This is a genomic window from Microbacterium sp. 10L49, from assembly GCF_056395125.1.
Genome location: NZ_JBFTIW010000002.1, coordinates 511,015 through 530,477 on the forward strand (window position 1 = coordinate 511,015; position 19,463 = coordinate 530,477).

The window sequence follows — 19,463 nt, forward strand, 5'->3', positions numbered from 1 at the left end:
CCGCGCATGCTCTCGACGAGCCCACACGCTGTTGGCGCGTGGGAGATGTGTTCTCGGCGAGAGCGTGTGCACTCGGCGCACGCCAGCCGCTCGCAGAGACGGAACGAATCCGTGAGTCAGGGCGGGCAGATGCCGAACGAGCCGAGACGCCGCGCCAGGCCTTCATCCGTGCGGATGTGCGACGAGCCCCATCGGGCCATGCGCCGCTGCGTGCGGCCGCGGATCCAGTCCTCGCGCTGCTTCTCCGCGAGCAGGACGTCCTCGATCGAACGTCCAGAGCGCATCGCCTCGTCCCGGTACTTCGTCTCGCCGTCGAACTCGCCGAATGCGCGCACATCGTCCAGTCCGAAGTCGACGAAGTACATCTGCCCGTCCGGCGCCGGCACGCCGACCTGCAATCGCGGTGCTGCGAAACCCAGCCGGTGGAGCCGCAGCCTGCTCACGCTCTCTCCGGGGAGCTGCGCCCGACCGTCGGCGAAATCTGCCACCCAGCGCGCCTGCCTGATGCCCCGCGCACCGGCCGCCTCCTCGAGCCGCTGGGCGAGGCCGGCCTGCCAGGACTCCACCGCATCGAGATCCCACTCCCGCCCTCGGAGCGCCATCATCCGCTCGGCAGCGTCTGCGGCGCTGACCGCGGCCTCCAGTGGCATCGACCGCGCGAGATCGAAGACGGTCCGCGACAGGCTCGTGCACCGGATCCCAGAGATCACCGAGGTGTCGAACGACCCGAGCGGCGCCACGTGGCGCTCGACTCGGACGTTACTCGAGGCGCGTTGCGGAACGCTGGACGTGATGTGGACGCGATCCGGCGCCATCCGATACAACGGCAGACCCCAGAGGACGGCCGCCGAGACGTGCGACATGACGATCGGACCGCGGGCCTCCCGTGCCGCAGCGACGACCTCGATGAGATGGCGCTGCTCGGGCCACATCACCTTCCATACGCCGACATCGACGTACCACCCCCGCCGCAGCTGGTGGAGCGTGCGGTCACGGACGGCTGAGGCCAGGTCCCGGTCCGTCCATCCGGCGCAGAGAAGCGCCTGCCGGGATCGCAGCTCGGGTGCGAGTTCGAGAACGTCGTTGACCATGCGTCATGGTGTACCGCGACCGCTGCACCATGGGGACCGAGTCCCGCAATCAGTGCAGAACCTCCCGCGACCTCGTCGTGTGCGGGGCGCAGGCTCGCTCGCCGCTCCGGTCGACGAGTGCGCACGCTCTCGACGAGCACACACACTGTTCGCGCGAGGAACGTGTGCTCTCGCCGACAGCATGTGCACTCGGAGTCTGGGAGACCGGGCACGCGCCACGGGATCCTACGGCGTGCCAGGTCGGGAGCGTCGGCGGGCGGAGGTAGCCTCGATGAGTGACCCCGGAACTCGAAGCGCGGATCATCGCGGATTCCCGCGATCGGGTGGCGTGGCTGCGGGCCAGGGCACGCGGTATCACCGCGACGGACGTCGCCGGGCTCACGAGCGAGACGTCGATCGCCCGCGCGGCGGATGCCAAGCTCGGCGCGGGGCCCCGGTTCGGCGGCAACGCCTATACCGACCACGGCCGGCGTCGCGAACCGGAGATCGCCGCCTGGGTCGCCGCGACGCACGGGATCATGCCCTCGTCTGCACTGTTCTGCGCCGAGGTCGAGAAGCGGCACCTGGCCACCCCGGACGGCATCGTGCAGGAGCCGGACGGTCGCGTGCTTCTCGCTGAGATCAAGACCACCAACAAGTCGTGGCGCTCCATCCCCCGCACCTATCTGCGCCAGGTGTGGTGGCAGCAGCATGTGCTCGGTGCCGAGCGCACGCTGTTCGTCTGGGAGGAGCATGACGACTTCCAGCCGATCCACGACGAGCCCAAGTCGGTGTGGATCGACCGTGACGACCGCGAGATCGGCCGCCTGGTCGGGCTCGCCACGCGCCTGATCGATGAGCTCTATCACCGCACGACGGGCCAGACCCCTCCGCGGCCCGCACCGGCCGCACCCAGCAGCCGGGATGCGCTGCGCGAGCGTGACATGTTCCGCGCGCTGGCTCTCGCGGAGTGACCTGCGCTCGAGTCTCGAACGATCACAGGCACTTCGGGTTCGCCCCGAGCGCGCCTGTCGTCAACGTCTTGACGAGACTCGCCGAATGCCAGTTCGTACCCACCTGATTCGTGACCGTGAAAGTGACCGTGCTTCCCAGGACGTTGTTGAGGATGCCGCCGAGGAGCCCTTGATTGAGAACCATGGTGTGGATGTACGGTCCTGACCCTGAGCTGGAGATCGCCGCCGAGTAGTTGGACGGGTTGGCTGTCAGCGTCGCGATCGGGGCTGTCGTCGGCGACAGCGGATACGCCGATTGCCAGGTCACGGTGACACCGGTCAGGATGTTGAGCGCCTTCGTCGGCGTGCAGGTCAGGTTCGTCGGATCCGAGAGGGTCGCGGCCGTCACAGTGCCGCTCGCGACGTATTCCCCGTCCGTGTACGAGGCGTCGGTCAAGGCCGGCCGCGGCCAGAGCAGCACCGCCGCGCATCCTCCGACGACGAGCGCGGCGAGGAGGCGACGGCGCCATGTCGGGCGCTTCGCGGCGGTCATGAGCCCTCTCCCCTGCGACGTCGCCGGAGGAGCAGGAGCAGTGCCGCGGCGACGAGCAGAACTCCACCGGCGACGATCAAGGGTAGCGGCACGGATCCGCCGGTCGCCGCCAGCTGCGCACCGGGACCCGTCTGGATCCGATCGCCGAACCCGTCCGCGTGGACGCGGATCTGCGTGGCTCCCGCCCCGCGGTCACCGGCGAGCCGCACGTCCAGGCGGACGTGTGCGACGTCGCCGGAGGAGATCGTGTCGAGCTCCACCGTCTGTCCGTCGCGGGGAACTCCCCAGCCGCTGCGGAGGACGTGAGAGCCGCCGGCGCAGTCCTCCCCCTGCCACGCGACGGGGCAGAGTCGGACGTCGACCGCGACCGGCGCGTCCCCGAGAGCGCTGATGCCGACACGGACGGTGCCAGGACTCGGCGCAGCAGCGCTCACCTCCAGATCCCAGCGAACGCTGACACCCGGCCCCATCGTCGAAGCCGCCGCCCAATCGGCACTCGACACGATGCGCACGTATCGGCCCTGCACGACCTCGGTCGCCGGATCCGCCCCGGCTCCGGGCATCGGCCCGATCAGAAGCAGCGCAGACGCCAGCGCGACGAGAGCAGGCAGGGCACGACGGTCACGGCGACTCATGGCTCTCCCGTCGAGGCCCGGGGGCTTCCTCCGGACCTCTCCCGGAACCACGACCGCGCGGCCAGAACGCCCAGACCACGAGGACCGCGACGCCGATCGTGATCCCTCCGAGCACGAACGGATTGCCGAACGCCACGATCACCGGCGCGAGTCCGGGGATCGCAAAGCGCACGATCCGCACGGTCGAGACCGGATACGGCGCCACGTCATCCTGCGCGTTCGCATCGCCACGCAGAGTGAGGAGACGCTCGCCATGCTTGGAGCCGTCGGCGACAGCGCGCACCCGGTGCGTGACAGGAAGCTCGCCCGGCCGGTCGACGGTCACGACGTCGCCGACGTGCACCTCGGACGCGGGGATCTGCTGCACGATCGCGACGGATCCGGTCGGGATCGTCGGCGCCATGGATCCGGTGCGGAACATGATGAGCGTGATGTGCGCCGTGAACGCGAGGATCACCAGGACGATGCAGATGAGCCCCGCCAGCGCCACGACCCAGAGCAGGATCTCGCTGAGCACTCCGCGAACCGAGGCACGGGGCTTCCGACCGCTCTCCGCGGTGGCACCCGCCCCCTGCGCCTGCTCCTCCGCCGATGCCGTGCTGCGCGCTTCGACCCGCTCGCCTCGCCCCTCGTCCGCCAGCGCGTTCTCCCGCGCGGCGCGGCGGGTGGTCGGCTGTCCCATCTCGGTCATGCTGTCCTTCTCCCTGTGTGACGTGCGGCGGATGTGCGTTCATGGATCCGGTGGGCGGCGTTCCCGCCGAGGGCTCAGCCCGATGTCGCGACGAGCTGCCAGGTCTGCGCGATCGCCTGGCCCTGCATGCCGTTCGACGCCCCCACCGGAAGTGAGATGGCGAAGCAGTAGTACACCGGTGTGCGGTCTGCCGCGAGCGTCTGCGAGACAGCGGCAGAGGTGCCCAGCGTGGAACCGTCCGGGATCACCGCTCCGCCGCCGGCGTAGCTCGCCGCGTTGCACTGCCCCATGGCGCTCACGGTCCGTACGCCGTAGCGCAGGTCCGAGAGAGCGCCCGTCGGAGTGCCGGCGGAGATCTGGACGTGTCCCGCGATCGAGCCGCTCGTCGCGCGGACGGCGAACGCCGCGTACGACGTGTTACCCGGGAACAGCCCGGTCACGGCGGGGCTGAAGCTCAGAGCCGCCGCGTTCGAACTGGTGTGCTTCGAATAGTTCGTGCCGTCGAGCGACCCTTCGACGCCGAACCTCGCCGCCGTGAACGTCCCGTTCGCGTACTCCGCGTCGTTCCAGCTCGCCAGCGTCGAGGTCGCCCCTGTGCCGAGCACGAGCCCGCCGGCGAGCAGGGCGCGGATCCGCAGCAGTCGGATCCGCCGCCCGCCGGCGCGCGGTGCCGCTCGCCTCCCCCTGCGGGTCAGCATCGCGGCGCGCTCAGTTCGAGGTCGCGGTGAACTTCCAGACCGCTGTTCCGGCGCCACCCTGCTGCAGCACCGCCTGGGTTCCGGCGGTCGCGACGAAGCACAGCTTCTGCGCGGCGCCGGCCGTCGTCGGCGGAGTGCCCATGGCGAGCGGGAACGTGGTCGCGCCGGTGGCGGTGCTGAGGTTCGCTCCGGACAGGATGAGCGTGCCCGTGGTGGCCACGTTCACGTCGCACGCGGTCGCATTGGGGACCGAGTAGACCTTGTACGAGATGGCCGATGCGTTGGTTCCCGTGCCGGACGTGGCATCGAGAGCCGGTGTGACCGTCGCGGGGCTCGTCGTGTTCTTGTCGAGCTGCAGCCAATACGACGCGTACACGCTGTCGCCGGGCGTCATGTTGCCGAAGTTCGCGGAGAAGGTGAGGCCTGCTCCCGGTGCCGTGGCGTGGTCGGCATAGGTGGTGCCGTCGGTCGACCCCTGCAGATTGAAGGAGCCGGCGGTGAAGGTGCCGGTCGCGAACTCGGAGTCGTTCCAGGCCGCGAGCGTGATCGCCGCGCCGACGCCGAGGACCAGGCCACCGGCGAGCACAGCGAGGACCTTCCGGCGGTTGCGGGTTGTGGGTGTCACGGTGTCCATGAGAATCCTTTGCGTCGTATGGGACCTGATGTCTCCCATACTGGATTCCGGAATACCGGTTGACAAGACCACTGAACAGGTCTTCAGGCTTCCTTTGCACAACCTTGAGGAGAGGCCTTGAGGAGGCCCGCAACGAGGCCAGGACGCACTCTGCGTCAGCCGCTACTCCGCCGGCGCGAGGGCGATCACGGGTCCCAGCGCGTCCCTGCTCACCGCGATCGCGGGACCCGCCGCATCGACCAGCACACCGCTCATCTCGGGCTGCTGCACGAGCACGGCGCCGATCTGCTCGGCCGTGAACGGCAGCGGCTGATCGCCACGGCCGAGCGCGATGACCTCGAGCGGGTGGCTGAACAGCTGCAGGTAACGTGCGCCGTCCGCGGTGTGCGCCTCCGCCACCCCGTACTGCCCGTCGCCGTCCACATCGCTGACCGCCACCCAGAGCCGGGCGGTGGTGAGGGCCTCAGCCACGCGAGCCTCGGAGTCCGCCTCGCGGGGCGCCGCGAGCAGGGCCTTGACCGCGAAGGTGGGATCCGCCTCCTCCAGCGCCTTCTGCAGAATCTCCGAGGGGAACACCACGCGGTGTGGCTCGGAGGCATTGTCGATGATGAGGCCGGCGAAGGGTCCGTCGACGACGTTCTGATACACCGCCTGCACAGGCTGCACGACAGCCGAGGTCTCCGTCGGATCCTCGTCGCCCTGCTGCACGGAGTCGCGTACGGCCGCGGCCGAGCTGAACGCGAGCATGAAGGAGTTCTCGCCGTCGTTGACGACCGCGATGGCCAGCGGCTTGCCCTCCTTGATCTGCTCACCGGCGTCTCCGCTCACGCGCAGGAACAGGTTGCCCTGCAGCGACTGGCGCAGCACGCCGAGCAGTTCGGCCTGACTCGCATCCTCTCCGAGCATCGCGAGGGCCTCGCGCAGCAGCACGTTGTCGGGCATGCCGGGGATCGACTCTGTCGGCTCGGGAGGGTCAGCCGGGGCGAGCGGAAGTGGCGGACGCCCCGACGGCGCCTGCGCCTGCACGATCGGCGTCTCGTCGCCCACGGGGTCGATCAGGTCGTGGCCGGCGTCGGGGGTCTCGGCGGGAGGGGCGACCGCAGGGCCGGAGGGCGACCCCAGGCCGCGGAAGGCCTGCACGGAGACGTTCACGACCGGGGCGGTGGCGTCGGTCGACGGCTCGGCCCCGACCTCGTCCGCGCTCGGCGAGTCGTGCTGAGCGACATCCTCTGCAGCGGCGGGAGCGGACTCCGGCGTGACGTCGTCGTCCTGCTTCTTACGGCGCGAGAAAAGGCCCATTGCCCCAGCCTAAACCGGGAGCACTCACGGTCGAACCCGACGCTGCGCGGAGCGGGCCTGAGCGGGTCAGATCTTCTCGATCGGGGCGATCTTGACGAGCAGCTTCTTCTGGCCGGCTGCGTCGAAGCGCACGTGCGCGATCCGCTTCGCCCCCTCACCGGTGATCGCCTCGACCTTGCCCTCGCCGAAGTCGTCGTGACGGATGCGATCTCCCGCGGCGAGCTCGAGGTCGCCGTTGTCGCGCACCTTCGCCGTGACCCGGTTCGGGAACTTGTCCATCGCGGTCGACAGCGGCTTGAGCCCGTCCCGCTTCGGCAGCGCCCGCGGAGCGAACCGGTCGCCGGAGCCTGATCCGCCACCGAAGCCACCCGACCCGGATCCGCCCGGACGTCGGGCGTTCAGCGCGCGGGACTGCGTTCCGCCACGCGAGTTCACGTCGCCCGGGGACTGCCGCCAGTCGATGAGCTCCGAGGGGATCTCCTGCAGGAACCGGCTCGGCATCGCCACCGACACCTCGCCGAACTGGGCGCGGGTCATCGCGAGCGAGAGGTGCAGGCGCTTGCGGGCACGTGTGATGCCGACGTAGAAGAGGCGGCGCTCCTCCTGCGGACCGCCAGGCTCGTTCGCGGAGATCCGGTGCGGGATGAGGTCCTCCTCCACGCCCGTCACGAACACCGCGTCGAACTCGAGCCCCTTCGCGGTGTGCATCGTCATGAGCGAGACCACACCCGACTCGTCCTCGAGATCGTCGGCGTCGGAGACGAGGGCGACCTCGGTGAGGAAGTCGGCGATCGTGCCCTCGGGGTTGTTGCGGGCGAAGTCGCGGGTCACCGCGATGAGCTCGTCGAGGTTCTCCAGACGCGCCTCATCCTGCGGGTCGCGGCTCGCGCGCAGCGCATCCATGTAGCCGCTCTGCTGCAGCAGCAGCGTGAGTCCCTCTGCGACGGCGGTGGGCGGCGCCACCTCACCGGAGGCGGGCAGCATGATCTCCGTGGCTTCGCGCAGCACGGCGTCGAGCTGAGCGATGCCCGCCTGGATCTTCGGGCCCACGCCGAGCTGGGTCGGGTGGGCGAGCGCGTCACGGAAGCTCAGACCGTGCTCCTCGGCGAAGCGGGCGATCGAGGTCTCGGTGACGTCACCGATGCCGCGGCGCGGCTTGTTCAGGATCCGCCGCACGGCCATCTCGTCGGCCGAGTTCGCGACAGCGACGAGGTAGGCGAGCGCGTCCTTGATCTCGGCGCGCTCGTAGAACTTCGTGCCGCCCATGATCTTGTACGGCACAGCGGAGCGGATGAAGATCTCCTCCAGCGCGCGGGACTGCGAGTTGGTGCGGTAGAAGACCGCCATCTCGCCGTACGGCATGCCGGCACGGCGCAGGGCCTCGACCTCATCCGCGACGAACTGCGCTTCGTCGTGCTGCGAGTAGCCGGTGAAACCGACGATCGCGTCGCCGGATCCCTTGTCGCTCCAGAGCTTCTTGTCCTTGCGGTCGAAGTTGTTGCTGATCACGGCGTTGGCCGCCGACAGGATGTTCTGCGTGGAGCGGTAGTTCTGCTCCAGCAGCACGACCTTCGCGCCGGGGAAGTCGCGCTCGAACTCGCTGATGTTGCGGATGTCGGCGCCACGGAAGGCGTAGATCGACTGATCGGAGTCTCCGACGACGGTGAGCGACGCACCGGGCTCCCCACCGCCCGCCTGGTGCGGATCCGGCTCGAAGATCATCATGCCGTTGGAGGCATACGGCTCCGGCGCGTTGCCCTGCACGGGCCGGGTGAGTTCGTGGATCAGCGCATACTGGGCGGCGTTGGTGTCCTGGTACTCGTCGACGAGGATGTGCCGGAAGCGGCGCCGGTAGGTGTCGGCGACCTGCGGGAAGGCGCGGAACAGATACACGGTCTGTCCGATCAGGTCGTCGAAGTCGAAGGCGTTGGCCTTCTGCAGCTGGCGCTGATAATCGGCGAACACCTCGACGAAGACGCGCTCCGCCGGATCCGACATGTTCGCCTGCCGGGCGTAGGACTCCGCGTCCTGCAGCTCGTTCTTGAGCTTGGAGATCCGGGACTGCATCGCCGCGGGGGTGAAGCCGAACGCGTCGGCCTCGTGCTCCTTGACGAGCCGCTTGATCAGCGCACGCGAGTCTCCGGAGTCGTAGATCGTGAAGGACTTCGTGAAGCCGAACTGCTCCGCTTCACGGCGCAGGATGCGCACGCACGCCGAGTGGAACGTCGAGATCCACATTCCGCGCGCGGAATCCCCGACGAGCTGCTCCACGCGCTCGCGCATCTCGCCCGCGGCCTTGTTCGTGAAGGTGATCGCGAGGATCTGGCTGGGCCAGGCCTCGCGCTGGCGCAGCAGCAGGGCGATGCGACGGGTGAGCACGCTGGTCTTTCCCGACCCCGCGCCGGCGACGATGAGCAGCGCCTGACCCCGGTAGGTGACGGCGTCGAGCTGCTGCGGGTTGAGCCCCGCGAGCAGGTCGTCGGCCGCGCTGGAGGCCGCTCCGCGTACCCCTCCGAACGAGGATCCGGGCGGAATGATGACGGGGGAAGGGGCTTCGCTCATGACCTCACAAGTCTAGGTCCGACCGGCGACATCGATCCCGGCCGAGCGCGGCGCCCCTTCCCTCGAAGAGGCGCTGCTCAGGCGATCCGGGTTCCGGGCGGCAGCCGCCGCGCCGGGGTGCGCGTGCGCGCCCACGCTCCCGCGAAGAGGCCCGCGGCGATCACGATCTGGATCCCGAGCCCGACGAACCAGCTCGGCGTGGTGGATTCGATGATCTCCTCGGCCGTCGGCCGTCCGCCGTCAGGGCTCGCCAGGCACGGGTCGTAGGTGTTCAGCGTCTGCGGAGGAAGCTGCGCAGAGCGCACCGAGAGCTTGATCCCGCCGAACATGTCATTCGGTGAGCCATATGCCGAATAGGTCGTCGGCGTGGCGTCGGCGAGCACGACGAACGGATTCGCCGCGAGGAGTCCCCACACATAGTCGAAGCGCGGCTGCTGTACGGTCTGCGTCTCCCAGCGGTCGCAGTCCGGCCCGTCCTGCGAATCCCAGACGCGGGTGCGCACCTCGACATCCGTGCGGATCACGGATCCTGCCAGACCGAAGGCGAGCAGGGTGCCGACGCACAGCGCGGCCACCACGAGATACGTGTTCGCGACGGAGAACAGCGGCCGTGCGACCAGCCCGCTCCAGCCGACGCCGATCGCCGCCACGATCACGATCTCCGCGGCGAGCACGAGCAGCGACACCAGCAGCACGTCGGGGCGCACGGCCCCCACGAGCATCGAGACCACGAGGAACGGCACGGCCACGACGAGGAACGCCGCGCCCGTGATGATCGCCGCCAGGAGCTTGCCCAGCATGATGTCGCCGGTGCTGGCGAGAGTGATCTGCAGGCTCGCCAGCGTCGCCGCTTCACGATCCCCGTTGATCGACGATCCGCTGAGCGTCGGCGAGATCAGCATCACGAGCAGCAGCACCAGCATGACGATCACGGAGTAGGCGCCGGATCCGACGGTCGGAGTGAAGGAGAACGCCATGAGCGCGAGGACGGTGACGATGAGCAGGACGAGTGCGAACACGCCGAGCAGGATGTACCAGCCAGGGCTGCGCAGCCGCTGCGTGAGCTCGAGGCGGGCGATGGTCCAGACGCGCGATGCGTTCATCGGGCGCTCCCCCCATCGTGCGGCGGCTCTCCGAGGGAGAGGAACGCCTGCTCCAGTTCGCTCTGCGCGGGCGCGAACGCGCTCACCGCGAGCCCCTGTCCCACCAGACGGGCGAGCCCCGCCGCTGCGTCCCGGTCGTCCGCGAAGACGGCGAGCACGTCGCCTCGATCGATGCCGAGGGACTCGGGAACCACGCCGAGAGCGGCCGCGACGCTCGCGCGACGATCCGGGCAGGCCGTCGTCGCGCTCCCCCCTTCGGTCGCCGCGCTCCCCCCTTCGGGAGAGTCGGGGATCCGGTCGGAGAGGATGCGGATCCGCCACGCCCGCGCCTGCACCACAGGCGCATCCACGACCGTTCCTGCGACGAGGAACACCGTGTCGTCGACGACCTCCTCGAGCTCAGAAAGCACGTGGCTGGAGATGAGGACGGTGCGACCTTCCGCGGCGAGCCGGCGCAACAGCACCCGCAACTGCACGCGCGCTTCCGGGTCGAGGCCCGAGGCCGGCTCGTCGAGCAGCAGCACCTGCGGATCGTGCACGAGAGCGCGCGCGAGACCGAGCTTCTGCTTCTGCCCGCGGGAGAGCACCTTGGCCGGGGTCGCCGCGAGCGGATCCAGTCCCACGAGGCCCAGCAGCTCCGCCGCCCGGCGCTGCGCGTCCGCACGGGGAAGGCCGTGCAGGCGCGCGGTGGTCACGATGCTCTCGTGCACGGTCAACGAGGGCCAGGCGCCCAGCGCGTCGGGCATCCAGCCCAGCACCTGACGCGCCGCGGTCGGATCCACGATCGGATCGACCCCGCCGACGCGGATGCGGCCGCGATCCGGCGCGAGCAGCGACGCGAGCATCAGCAGCAACGTCGTCTTCCCGGCTCCGTTGGGACCCACGAGCCCCGTGACTCTGCCCGGCTCTGCCCGGAACGTCGCCTCGCGCACCGCGTGCACGCCCCCGAACGACCGGCCGATCCCCTCCGCGACGATTCCGTCCATCCGGTCAGCATAGGAGACTCCCAGGAAAGTGACCGGTTACGCGAATCGCTCTGTTCCTACGCGCCCCGCTCACGGGATCTGCGCCCGGGAATGCCCTTCGCTCACTCCCGGAACGCGGCCAGGCCGATGTCCGGGTGGTCCACGAAAACGCCGTCGACGCCGGTCGCGGCGATCGCCGCCCACTCCGCGCGGTAGTCCCCGAATGCGGCCTTGCCGCCGCCTGCACGGTAGCGCCGGTCGAGGAAGGCGTTCTCGGGGCGGCAAGTCCAGGTGAACGCCACGAGTCCGCGCACATGCGCCTCCGCGACGAGCTCGCACCCCGTGCTGCGCAGCAGGATCAGCTTGTCCACGCTGATGCCGTCGACGACCTCGGCCAGGCCGTCCAACCCGGTCGGGGTGAGGCATTCCGCGTAGGCCGACGCGACCGCGCCGTCCCGCGCGACGAGGTCGGCGGGGGCTCCCTCGGCCTCCAGAAGATAGACGTACGTCCCCTGCACGCCGCGCCCGCGCAGGTCACCGAGCACGGTCTGCTCGAACGACTCGATCCACAGCGGATGCTCGCCCGACCCCCAGCCCGCGGCTCGCAGGTCGCGCTCGACCAGCGCTGCCAGGTCGTGCCCGATCCCGGCGAAGAACGTGGCGTGCTTGATCTCCAGCACGATGCCGAGCTCACGGCCGTGCTCGGCCGTGGCCTCGGCGACGAGCGCCAGCAGATCGGACAGCCGCAGGATCGGCTCGGTGTCGTCGAAGCCCGCGGACGTGGGTCGCAGCGCGGGAATCCGCTCCCGGCAGCGCAGCGTGGCCAGCTCGTCCCAGGTGAAGTCCTCGGTGAACCAGCCCGTGAGCAGCACGCCGTCGATGCGCTTCGTGGTGCGCCGATCCGCGAACTCGGGATGATCCGCGACGTCGGTGGTGCCGGAGATCTCGTTCTCGTGCCGGATCACCAGCACGCCGTCGCCCGTGGCGACGACATCGGGCTCGACCGCATCCGCGCCCATCGCGAACGCCAGGCGGTAGGAGGAGGCGGTGTGCTCGGGCCGATAGCCGGGGGCACCGCGATGGCCGATGAGCAGGGGGACGTCGAGCGGGATCCGTCGGGTCACGCTCTCAGCGTACGGCAGTGCCTCTCGTAGGATCCGCCGCTATCGTAGAGGGAAGATGACCACCACTTCTGAGGAGTGAGGCCGACCATGAGCAACTTCGTGTTCAACAACCCGGCGTTCAAGGAGAAGGATCCGCGCTCTGTCGCGACCTATCCGGGAGGCCCCCAGGCAGGTGCCCAGAACGGGCAGTACGCCCCGCCGCCGCCCGCCGGCCAGTTCGCCGCGGCCCAGCAGGCCGCCGTCAACGCGAACCTGGAGGGGATGTACGCGGCTCCGTCCGCGGGCGCGATCGAGACCGATCGGATGACCGTCGAGGACACCGTGTGGAAGACCGCGGGCCTGTTCGGCATCCTGCTCGTCTTCGCAGTGATCGGCTGGTTCTTCACCCTCGGCGGCGCCGCGGTGCCCGACACCACCGACCCGTACGTGCGCGCCGCCGCGATGAGCAAGATCGCCCTGTGGCCCTGGCTCGTCGGCGCGCTCGGCGGCTTCGTGCTCGCGATGGTCGTCAGCTTCACCTCGCGCAAGAAGGTGCGCCCCGCACTGATCTTCGCGTACGCGGCGTTCGAGGGCCTGTTCGTCGGCGGCATCTCCGCGTTCTTCGAGGTGATGTGGCCCGGCATCGTGCTGCAGGCCAGCCTCGCCACCATCGCCGTCGTCGCCGTCACCCTGGCCCTGTTCGCCAGCGGCAAGGTGCGCGCCTCGGCGAAGATGACCAAGATCGTGATGATCGCGATGCTCGGCTACCTGGTCTTCTCGCTGCTCAACGTCGGGCTCATGCTCTTCAACGTGCTGCCGCAGGACATGATGTTCGGCCTCTACAGCGCCAAGATCGCCGGCATTCCGCTCGGCCTCATCATCGGCGTGCTCGTCGTGTTCCTCGCCGCGTACTCGCTGGTGATGGACTTCGACCAGATCCAGCAGGGTGTGCGCAACGGCGCCCCGCGCGTCTACGGCTGGCTCGGCGGCTTCGGCATCATGGTCACCGTCGTCTGGCTGTACGTCGAGATCCTGCGCATGATCGCGATCGCCCGCGGCAACAACTGACGCGGACCGGATCCGCACGAAGGCCGCTCTCCTCGGAGGGCGGCCTTCGTCGTTTCAGCCGCGCGCCTTCTGCTCGAGCAGCGCGCGCTCCCGGTCGTTGCCCGCGAGCGCGGCGGCCACCGCGAACTCCGACCGTGCCTCGTCCGCGCGCCCGAGCCGCAGCAGCAGTTCGCCGCGGGTGGCGGGCAGCAGATGGTAGCCGCGCAGTGCGCCGCCTTCGGCGAGGGCGTCGATGATGCGCAGCGCCGAGGCGGGGCCCGTGGCCATCGCGACGGCGGCGGCCCGGTTGAGCTCCACGACCGGCGACGGCGCGATCCGTCCGAGCGCCTCGTACAGCAGCACGATAGTGGGCCAGTCGGTCGCCTCGACCGATGGAGCCACCGCATGGCATTCCGCGATGGCGGCCTGCAGCGCGTAGGCGCCCCGGCCCCGGCCGAACGCGTCCGCGCGGGCCAGCGCCGCGCGTCCACGCGCGATCCTGCCGCGATCCCACAGGCGACGATCCTGATCCGCGAGGAGGACCGGATCCCCCTGCGCGTCGACCCGGGCCGGGAACCGGGCCGCGGTGAGCTCCATGAGCGCGAGCAGCGCGTGCACGTCGGGCTCGGCCGGCAGCAGGGCGGTGAGCACCCGCGCGAGCCGGATCGCCTCGCGCCCCAGGTCGGGACGCAGCAGGTCCTCCCCCGCCGTCGCCGCGTGCGCCTCGTTGAACACGAGATACAGGACGCCCAGCACGGCGCTGAGCCGCTCCGGCAGCTCCTGCCGCGGAGGCACCTCGAACGGAGCCTTCGCGGCAGCGAGGGTCTTCTTGGCGCGCACGATCCGCTGCTGCACTGTGGCGGTCGGCACGAGGAACGCCCGTGCGATCTGCTCCGTGGTGAGGCCGCCGACAACCCGCAGCGTGAGCGCCACGCGTGCTTCGCGCGACAGCACAGGATGGCAGGCGATGAAGACCAGGCGCAGCACGTCGTCGTCGATCGCGTCCGGATCCCACGGTGGTGCGTCGAGCGCGGCATCCTGCTCGCGTTCCAGATCGTGCGCGATGACGGCGAGGCGGTCATCGTAGCGCTCGCGGCGCCGCCAGCCGTCGATCGCGCGGCGCTTGGCGACCGCGGTCAGCCAGGCGGCGGGGTTGGCGGGCACACCGTCACGGGGCCACTGCGCGAGCGCCTCCAGCAGCGCGTCCTGGGCGAGGTCCTCGGCGAGGCCGAAGTCGCCGGTGAACCGGGTCAGGGTCGCGACGATCCGCGCCGACTCGATGCGCCACACCGCGGCGACGGCGCGCTCCGTCGTGGAGCCCGCCGTCGCCGCGGAATCGGATGCTGACATCGGCCTCACTCGGCCGCGCGGGCGGCCGCCTCCTCGCGCCAGCCGGCCTCCTTCTGGATCCACTCGTTGTCGGCCGGGAAGTCCTCCATCTCGGTGACGCGGCGCACCTCGAGGTAGGCGCCGGGGGTCAGCGGAGCACGCTTGGCCCATTCCGCCGCCTCCTCGCGGGTGGACACCTCGATGATCCAGAAGCCGTTGAACAGCTCCTTCGTCTCGCCGTAGGGGCCGTCCGTCACCAGCGGCGTCTCGCCCGAGAAGTCCACCACGAAGCCCTCGGCGGCGTCGGTGAGGCCCTCGCCTGCGAGCAGCACGCCCGCCTTGATCATCGACTCGTTGTACCGGCCCATCGCCGCGATGACCTCTTCGAACGGCATGTCCTGGTACGCCCGCACACCCTGGTCGTCCGCGCGCATGATCAGCATGAACTTCATGATCTCTGTCTCCTCTTCGGGGGTCGTGTCTCGACCCTCTCATTCAGGACGTCGAACGAGAAGACGCCGGATCGACACTCCGTCGAAGATTCTTCGAAGATTTTCTAGACTCCGGATGTGACGTCCTCTTCTCCGCTCGCAGCCGCCGTCCGGGAGGCCCTCCGCGACGCAGCGGATCCGGCCCTCGCCCCCGGTCAGCAGGCCTACATGAAGTCGGCCATGCCGTTCCTCGGGGTGCGGGTGCCCGACGTGCGTCGCCTCAGCCGGGAGGCCGCGCGGGGCGTCACGGATGCGGACGAGCTGCGCGAAGCGGCGCTCGATCTGTGGCGCGGAGCCGAGCACCGCGAGGAGCGCTATGCGGCGCAGGCGCTGATGGCGCTGCGGCCGCTGCGCGGGCGGCTGGATCTGCTGGACGTGCACGAGGAGATGATCCGCTCCGGCGCCTGGTGGGATCACGTCGACGAGGTCGCGCACCGCCTCGCCGATCTCCTCGACACGCATCCGGTCGAACTGACCGTGGAACTGCGCGTGTGGGCGGATGACGAGGACTTCTGGATCCGCCGCGCCGCGATCATCGCGCAGCTGCAGCGCAAGGACCGCGTCGATCACGCCCTGCTCTCGGACGTGATCGAGGCCAACCTCGGCGAGGACGAGTTCTTCATCCGCAAAGCGATCGGCTGGGCGCTGCGCGATCACGCCCGGGCGGATCCGGACTGGGTCCGCGCTTTCGTGAGGCGCACCCCGACCTCTCCCCGCTGAGCCGGCGCGAGGCGCTGAAGCACCTGGGCTGACCTGCCGAGGCTGCACCTACTTCGCTCGCTGGTCGCAAACTGCGACATTGGCGCGCTCAAACCCGCAATATGCGACCAGTGAACGGAACTACGGCCCGATCAGGAGCAGAAGGACCGGTGAGCGGCGGTGCGAAGACGCCGAGACGCGGAGAGGGCGCGGACCGAAGCCCGCGCCCTCTCGACGTTTCAACGGGAGCTCCTGCGTCACTCCCACTCGATGGTTGCCGGCGGCTTCGACGTCACGTCGAGCACGACGCGGTTGATCTCGCGCACCTCGTTCGTGATGCGGTTCGAGATCTTCGCGAGCACGTCGTACGGCAGGCGGGTCCAGTCGGCGGTCATCGCGTCCTCGCTGGAGACGGGGCGCAGCACGACCGGGTGGCCGTAGGTGCGGCCGTCGCCCTGCACGCCGACCGAGCGCACGTCCGCAAGCAGTACCACCGGGCACTGCCAGATGGTCTGGTCGAGTCCGGCGAGAGTGAGCTCCTCGCGGGCGATCGCGTCGGCTTCGCGCAGGATGTCCAGGCGCTCGCGGGTGACCTCGCCGATGATCCGGATCCCGAGGCCGGGGCCGGGGAACGGCTGGCGGCCGACGATCGCGTCGGGGATCCCGAGCTCGCGGCCGATCGCGCGCACCTCGTCCTTGAACAGGGTGCGCAGCGGCTCGATCAGGTCGAAGTCGAGGTCGTCGGGGAGGCCCCCGACGTTGTGGTGCGACTTGATGTTCGCGGTGCCCGCGCCGCCGCCGGACTCGACGACGTCGGGGTACAGCGTGCCCTGCACCAGGAACTTGACGTTCTCCCCCGAGGCCTTGGCCTCCTCGACGAGGTCGCGCTGCACCTGCTCGAACGTGCGGATGAACTCGCGGCCGATGATCTTGCGCTTGGTCTCCGGATCCGTCACGCCGGCGAGGTGACCGAGGAAGGTGTCGGCCGCGTCGACGGTGATCAGGCGCACGCCGGTCGAGGCGACGTAATCGCGCTCGACCTGCTCGCGCTCGCCCTTGCGCAGCAGTCCGTGGTCGACGAACACCGCGGTGAGCTGGTCGCCGATCGCCTTGTGCACGAGCGCGGTCGAGACGGCGGAGTCGACGCCGCCGGACATCGCAGAGATCACCCGGGCGTCGCCGACCTGGGCGCGGATGCGCTCGACCTGCTCGGCGATGACGTTGTCGCTGTTCCAGTCGGCAGGCAGTCCCGCGCCCTTGTGCAGGAAGTTCTCGATGATCTCCTGACCGTGGTCGGAGTGCTTCACCTCGGGGTGCCACTGCACGCCGTAGAGCTTGCGCTCCTCGTCGGCGAACGCGGCGACCTTGGTGGACCCGGTCGAGGCGAGGACCTCGAAGCCCTCCGGCGCCTTGGCGACCTGGTCGCCGTGACTCATCCACACGTTCTGCTCCGCGGGCTGACCGCCCAGCAGGGTGGAGTCGTTGACCGGGATCATCGCGTCGGTCGCGCCGTACTCGCGCAGGCCCGTGTTCGCGACCTCACCGCCGAGCGTGCGCGCCATGTACTGGAAGCCGTAGCAGATGCCCAGGGTCGGGACGCCGAGTTCGAACACGGCGGGGTCGAGCTGGGGCGCGCCCTCCTCGTACACCGAGGACGGACCGCCGGAGAGGATCAGTGCGACCGGGTTCTTGGCCGCGATCTCAGCGGCGGTCGCGGTGTGCGGCACGATCTCGCTGTAGACGCCGGCCTCGCGCACGCGGCGGGCGATCAGCTGCGCGTACTGCGCACCGAAGTCGACGACGAGGGCGGGACGCTGCTCGGTGTCGGGAGTGATGTCGGTCAACGGGCACCTTCCGTGGCGGGAGTGGTCGGGGAGGACTGGTCGGCGACGGCGGCTTCGCGGCGGACGAGGTACGCCTTCACCTCGCGGGCGACACGGGTCTCCATGATGAAGGAGAGGAACGGCACGACGCCGCCGAGCGCGAGCATGATGAAGCGCAGGAACGGCCAGCGCATCAGGCTCCACACGCGGAAGCACGCGAACAGGTACACGACATAGAACCAGCCGTGCGCGACCAGGATCCCCATCGAGAGGTTCAGGCCGTTGCCGGTGGACTCCAGCCCTCCGTGCACGCCCTCGACGACCGGGGCGAACCAGAGGAAGCCGCCGGATCCGCCCGCGAAGAGCTCGAGATGGATGGGGGTGTACTTGAGGATCATCTCCGTGACCAGGAGCAGGAGCATGACGCCGGTGATCACGGAAGCGATCTGGTAGAACTTCAGCGCCCCGCGGATGGCCGGGAAGCTCGCGGCTTTCGGTTCGGGCATGCCTCCAGTCTAATCGCCGGATGTTCCTCCCGATTCCGGTCCAGGAGCGGTCGGGCCGGGATCGAGCGGCCGGAGGTGACGCCCGATCCCGGCGAACGGGCGAGCGGCTAGGCCCGCGGAATGACGTTGCGCTGAGCGAGCCCGCCGAGCCAGGACAGGCTCGGCTTCGGGGTGCGGGCGAACGTGTCGCGATCCACGGCGATCAGCCCGAAGGTCGGATGGAACGAGCCCCACTCGTAGTTGTCGAGAAGCGACCAGTGCAGGTAGCCCCGGACGTCGCACCCGTCGGCCATCGCCTCGGCCATCGCCGACAACGCGCCCGTCGTGTACTGGATGCGTCGGCGATCGTCGGCGGTGGCGATACCGTTCTCCGTGACCATCATCGGGACGCCGCCGGTCACGTCGCGGGTGTGCCTCAGCGCATGACCCAGCGCCTCGGGGTAGTACTCCCACCCGGTCAGCGTCCGCTCCGTGCCTTCGGGCCAGGGCTGCGGGCCGAACCCGTCCGCGTCATCGGTGGGCCCGATGATCGTGCGCAAGTAGGACTGCACGCCGATGAAGTCGTCTCCTCGGGCCTGCTCGAGGAAGAAGTCCTCCCGCCAGTACTGCCACTCGTCGCGCTGCGCCTCCCAGCCCGGTACCGCTTGGAACACCTGGTTCGCCACGGACCACCCCGATCGCACCCCGCCGAACTCACGCAGCACCTCGGTCGACGCGTGGTGCGCGGCCGCGATCGCGCGGGCGACGTACGGCGAGGGGCCGGGGAAGTTGACGCCGTTCTCGGTGTCGATACGAGCCTCGGTCTGATTGACCATCATGTTCGGCTCGTTGATCGTGATCACCCGGTCCACGTCGTCGAGGACGCTCGTGCAGATCTCGGTGAACCTGCGGAACCTGTCGGTGCTGCGGTCCGAGTACCAGCCGCCGTCATGCTCCCACCAGCGCGGGAACGTGAAGTGATGCAGCGTCACGACGGGGTCGATGCCGCGATCTCGGCACGTGTCGATCATGCGTCGGTAGTGATCCAGCTGGGCACGCGACACGACCCCCTCCTCGGGTTCGATGCGTGCCCACTCCACCGAGAACCGGTACGCATTGAGTCCGGCTTCCGCCAGCAGCCCGATGTCTTCGGGGAAGCGGTGGTAGGAATCGCAGGCGTCGCCCGACGGCTCCGGGACAGTGGTCCCCGGTGCGTACTCGAGCTCCCAGTGCCCCGTGTTGACGTTGCCTCCCTCGACCTGATGCGCCGCCGTCGCGGCGCCCCACAGGAATCGGTCGGGCGCGGGGGTGAATGCAGTCATA

At 69.7% G+C, this 19,463-nt stretch carries 19 protein-coding genes; 3 read left to right on the top strand and 16 right to left on the bottom strand.

What is annotated here, in order from left to right:
- Nucleotides 1-116: 116 nt before the first annotated feature.
- Nucleotides 117-1,091, bottom strand: a complete 975-nt coding sequence (locus tag AC1DCT_RS06910) for a hypothetical protein (protein ID WP_440733901.1) — start codon at nt 1,089-1,091, stop codon at nt 117-119.
- 275 nt (nt 1,092-1,366) lie between these two features.
- On the opposite strand from AC1DCT_RS06910, the gene AC1DCT_RS06915 reads away from it, so the two are divergent.
- On the top strand, nt 1,367-2,044 hold the full coding sequence (locus tag AC1DCT_RS06915) for a YqaJ viral recombinase family protein (protein ID WP_440733902.1): 678 nt from the start codon (nt 1,367-1,369) through the stop codon (nt 2,042-2,044).
- A 22-nt stretch (nt 2,045-2,066) separates the two neighbouring features.
- Here AC1DCT_RS06915 and AC1DCT_RS06920 read toward each other — a convergent pair whose 3' ends face one another.
- From AC1DCT_RS06920 to AC1DCT_RS06965, 10 genes are all read right to left on the bottom strand, one after another.
- Nucleotides 2,067-2,576: a hypothetical protein gene (locus AC1DCT_RS06920; protein WP_477428186.1), complete on the bottom strand. Its 510-nt coding sequence runs from the start codon at nt 2,574-2,576 to the stop codon at nt 2,067-2,069.
- Nucleotides 2,573-3,211, bottom strand: coding sequence for an LPXTG cell wall anchor domain-containing protein (locus AC1DCT_RS06925; RefSeq protein ID WP_477428188.1), 639 nt, complete (start codon nt 3,209-3,211; stop codon nt 2,573-2,575). The genes AC1DCT_RS06920 and AC1DCT_RS06925 overlap by 4 nt, the downstream gene beginning before the upstream one ends.
- Complete coding sequence (locus AC1DCT_RS06930; protein ID WP_477428190.1) at nt 3,198-3,902, bottom strand: signal peptidase I; 705 nt, start codon at nt 3,900-3,902, stop codon at nt 3,198-3,200. The genes AC1DCT_RS06925 and AC1DCT_RS06930 overlap by 14 nt, the downstream gene beginning before the upstream one ends.
- Nucleotides 3,903-3,976: 74 nt before the next feature.
- Nucleotides 3,977-4,600, bottom strand: coding sequence for a SipW-dependent-type signal peptide-containing protein (locus AC1DCT_RS06935; RefSeq protein WP_441977714.1), 624 nt, complete (start codon nt 4,598-4,600; stop codon nt 3,977-3,979).
- 10 nt (nt 4,601-4,610) lie between these two features.
- On the bottom strand, nt 4,611-5,234 hold the full coding sequence (locus AC1DCT_RS06940; protein ID WP_477428192.1) for a SipW-dependent-type signal peptide-containing protein: 624 nt from the start codon (nt 5,232-5,234) through the stop codon (nt 4,611-4,613).
- A 162-nt stretch (nt 5,235-5,396) separates the two neighbouring features.
- Nucleotides 5,397-6,533, bottom strand: coding sequence for an SseB family protein (locus AC1DCT_RS06945; RefSeq protein ID WP_477428194.1), 1,137 nt, complete (start codon nt 6,531-6,533; stop codon nt 5,397-5,399).
- A 66-nt stretch (nt 6,534-6,599) separates the two neighbouring features.
- Nucleotides 6,600-9,095, bottom strand: coding sequence for an ATP-dependent helicase (locus AC1DCT_RS06950; RefSeq protein ID WP_477428196.1), 2,496 nt, complete (start codon nt 9,093-9,095; stop codon nt 6,600-6,602).
- Between the two features lie 77 nt (nt 9,096-9,172).
- On the bottom strand, nt 9,173-10,198 hold the full coding sequence (locus tag AC1DCT_RS06955) for an ABC transporter permease (RefSeq protein WP_477428198.1): 1,026 nt from the start codon (nt 10,196-10,198) through the stop codon (nt 9,173-9,175).
- Entirely contained in the window at nt 10,195-11,184 is a 990-nt protein-coding gene (locus tag AC1DCT_RS06960) for an ABC transporter ATP-binding protein (protein WP_477428200.1), read from the bottom strand. Before AC1DCT_RS06960 ends, AC1DCT_RS06955 begins: the two co-directional genes overlap by 4 nt.
- 101 nt (nt 11,185-11,285) lie before the next feature.
- Nucleotides 11,286-12,287 (bottom strand): glycerophosphodiester phosphodiesterase family protein, encoded by a 1,002-nt coding sequence (locus AC1DCT_RS06965; RefSeq protein ID WP_441977720.1) that lies wholly within the window; start codon nt 12,285-12,287, stop codon nt 11,286-11,288.
- A gap of 87 nt (nt 12,288-12,374) precedes the next feature.
- Here AC1DCT_RS06965 and AC1DCT_RS06970 point away from each other — a divergent pair, with 87 nt between their 5' ends.
- The gene (locus tag AC1DCT_RS06970; RefSeq protein WP_477428202.1) at nt 12,375-13,334 is read left to right on the top strand and encodes a Bax inhibitor-1/YccA family protein; all 960 of its coding nucleotides are present in this window, start codon (nt 12,375-12,377) and stop codon (nt 13,332-13,334) included.
- A gap of 54 nt (nt 13,335-13,388) precedes the next feature.
- On the opposite strand, the gene AC1DCT_RS06975 is transcribed toward AC1DCT_RS06970, so the two are convergent.
- Both AC1DCT_RS06975 and AC1DCT_RS06980 read right to left on the bottom strand, forming a co-directional pair.
- Entirely contained in the window at nt 13,389-14,663 is a 1,275-nt protein-coding gene (locus AC1DCT_RS06975) for an RNA polymerase sigma factor (RefSeq protein WP_441977721.1), read from the bottom strand.
- A 5-nt stretch (nt 14,664-14,668) separates the two neighbouring features.
- Nucleotides 14,669-15,094 (bottom strand): YciI family protein, encoded by a 426-nt coding sequence (locus AC1DCT_RS06980; protein ID WP_477428204.1) that lies wholly within the window; start codon nt 15,092-15,094, stop codon nt 14,669-14,671.
- A 117-nt stretch (nt 15,095-15,211) separates the two neighbouring features.
- On the opposite strand from AC1DCT_RS06980, the gene AC1DCT_RS06985 reads away from it, so the two are divergent.
- A complete protein-coding gene (locus tag AC1DCT_RS06985) occupies nt 15,212-15,853 on the top strand; it encodes a DNA alkylation repair protein (protein WP_477428206.1) in 642 nt (213 codons plus the stop codon).
- A gap of 236 nt (nt 15,854-16,089) precedes the next feature.
- Here the strand turns inward: AC1DCT_RS06985 and guaA are convergent, their stop codons facing one another.
- The 3 genes from guaA to AC1DCT_RS07000 form a co-directional block, all read right to left on the bottom strand.
- A complete protein-coding gene (guaA, locus tag AC1DCT_RS06990; protein ID WP_477428442.1) occupies nt 16,090-17,667 on the bottom strand; it encodes a glutamine-hydrolyzing GMP synthase in 1,578 nt (525 codons plus the stop codon).
- A gap of 5 nt (nt 17,668-17,672) precedes the next feature.
- Nucleotides 17,673-18,161 carry a DUF3817 domain-containing protein gene (locus AC1DCT_RS06995; protein ID WP_477428208.1) on the bottom strand — a complete coding sequence of 163 codons (489 nt, stop codon included), beginning with the start codon at nt 18,159-18,161 and terminating at the stop codon, nt 17,673-17,675.
- 107 nt (nt 18,162-18,268) lie between these two features.
- Nucleotides 18,269-19,462, bottom strand: a complete 1,194-nt coding sequence (locus AC1DCT_RS07000; RefSeq protein WP_477428210.1) for a glycoside hydrolase family 1 protein — start codon at nt 19,460-19,462, stop codon at nt 18,269-18,271.
- Nucleotide 19,463 lies beyond the last annotated feature (1 nt).

Excerpts from the sequence above, each read along its gene's own strand:
- AC1DCT_RS06930 (WP_477428190.1), bottom strand. The coding sequence starts at position 3,902 with ATGACCGAGATGGGACAGCCGACCACCCGCCGCGCCGCGCGGGAGAAC.
- AC1DCT_RS06940 (WP_477428192.1), bottom strand. The coding sequence starts at position 5,234 with ATGGACACCGTGACACCCACAACCCGCAACCGCCGGAAGGTCCTCGCT.
- AC1DCT_RS06935 (WP_441977714.1), bottom strand. The coding sequence starts at position 4,600 with ATGCTGACCCGCAGGGGGAGGCGAGCGGCACCGCGCGCCGGCGGGCGG.
- AC1DCT_RS06920 (WP_477428186.1), bottom strand. The coding sequence starts at position 2,576 with ATGACCGCCGCGAAGCGCCCGACATGGCGCCGTCGCCTCCTCGCCGCG.
- AC1DCT_RS06910 (WP_440733901.1), bottom strand. The coding sequence starts at position 1,091 with ATGGTCAACGACGTTCTCGAACTCGCACCCGAGCTGCGATCCCGGCAG.
- AC1DCT_RS06975 (WP_441977721.1), bottom strand. The coding sequence starts at position 14,663 with ATGTCAGCATCCGATTCCGCGGCGACGGCGGGCTCCACGACGGAGCGC.
- AC1DCT_RS06960 (WP_477428200.1), bottom strand. The coding sequence starts at position 11,184 with ATGGACGGAATCGTCGCGGAGGGGATCGGCCGGTCGTTCGGGGGCGTG.
- AC1DCT_RS06995 (WP_477428208.1), bottom strand. The coding sequence starts at position 18,161 with ATGCCCGAACCGAAAGCCGCGAGCTTCCCGGCCATCCGCGGGGCGCTG.
- AC1DCT_RS07000 (WP_477428210.1), bottom strand. The coding sequence starts at position 19,462 with ATGACTGCATTCACCCCCGCGCCCGACCGATTCCTGTGGGGCGCCGCG.
- AC1DCT_RS06950 (WP_477428196.1), bottom strand. The coding sequence starts at position 9,095 with ATGAGCGAAGCCCCTTCCCCCGTCATCATTCCGCCCGGATCCTCGTTC.
- AC1DCT_RS06925 (WP_477428188.1), bottom strand. The coding sequence starts at position 3,211 with ATGAGTCGCCGTGACCGTCGTGCCCTGCCTGCTCTCGTCGCGCTGGCG.
- AC1DCT_RS06970 (WP_477428202.1), top strand. The coding sequence starts at position 12,375 with ATGAGCAACTTCGTGTTCAACAACCCGGCGTTCAAGGAGAAGGATCCG.
- AC1DCT_RS06945 (WP_477428194.1), bottom strand. The coding sequence starts at position 6,533 with ATGGGCCTTTTCTCGCGCCGTAAGAAGCAGGACGACGACGTCACGCCG.
- AC1DCT_RS06955 (WP_477428198.1), bottom strand. The coding sequence starts at position 10,198 with ATGAACGCATCGCGCGTCTGGACCATCGCCCGCCTCGAGCTCACGCAG.
- AC1DCT_RS06980 (WP_477428204.1), bottom strand. The coding sequence starts at position 15,094 with ATGAAGTTCATGCTGATCATGCGCGCGGACGACCAGGGTGTGCGGGCG.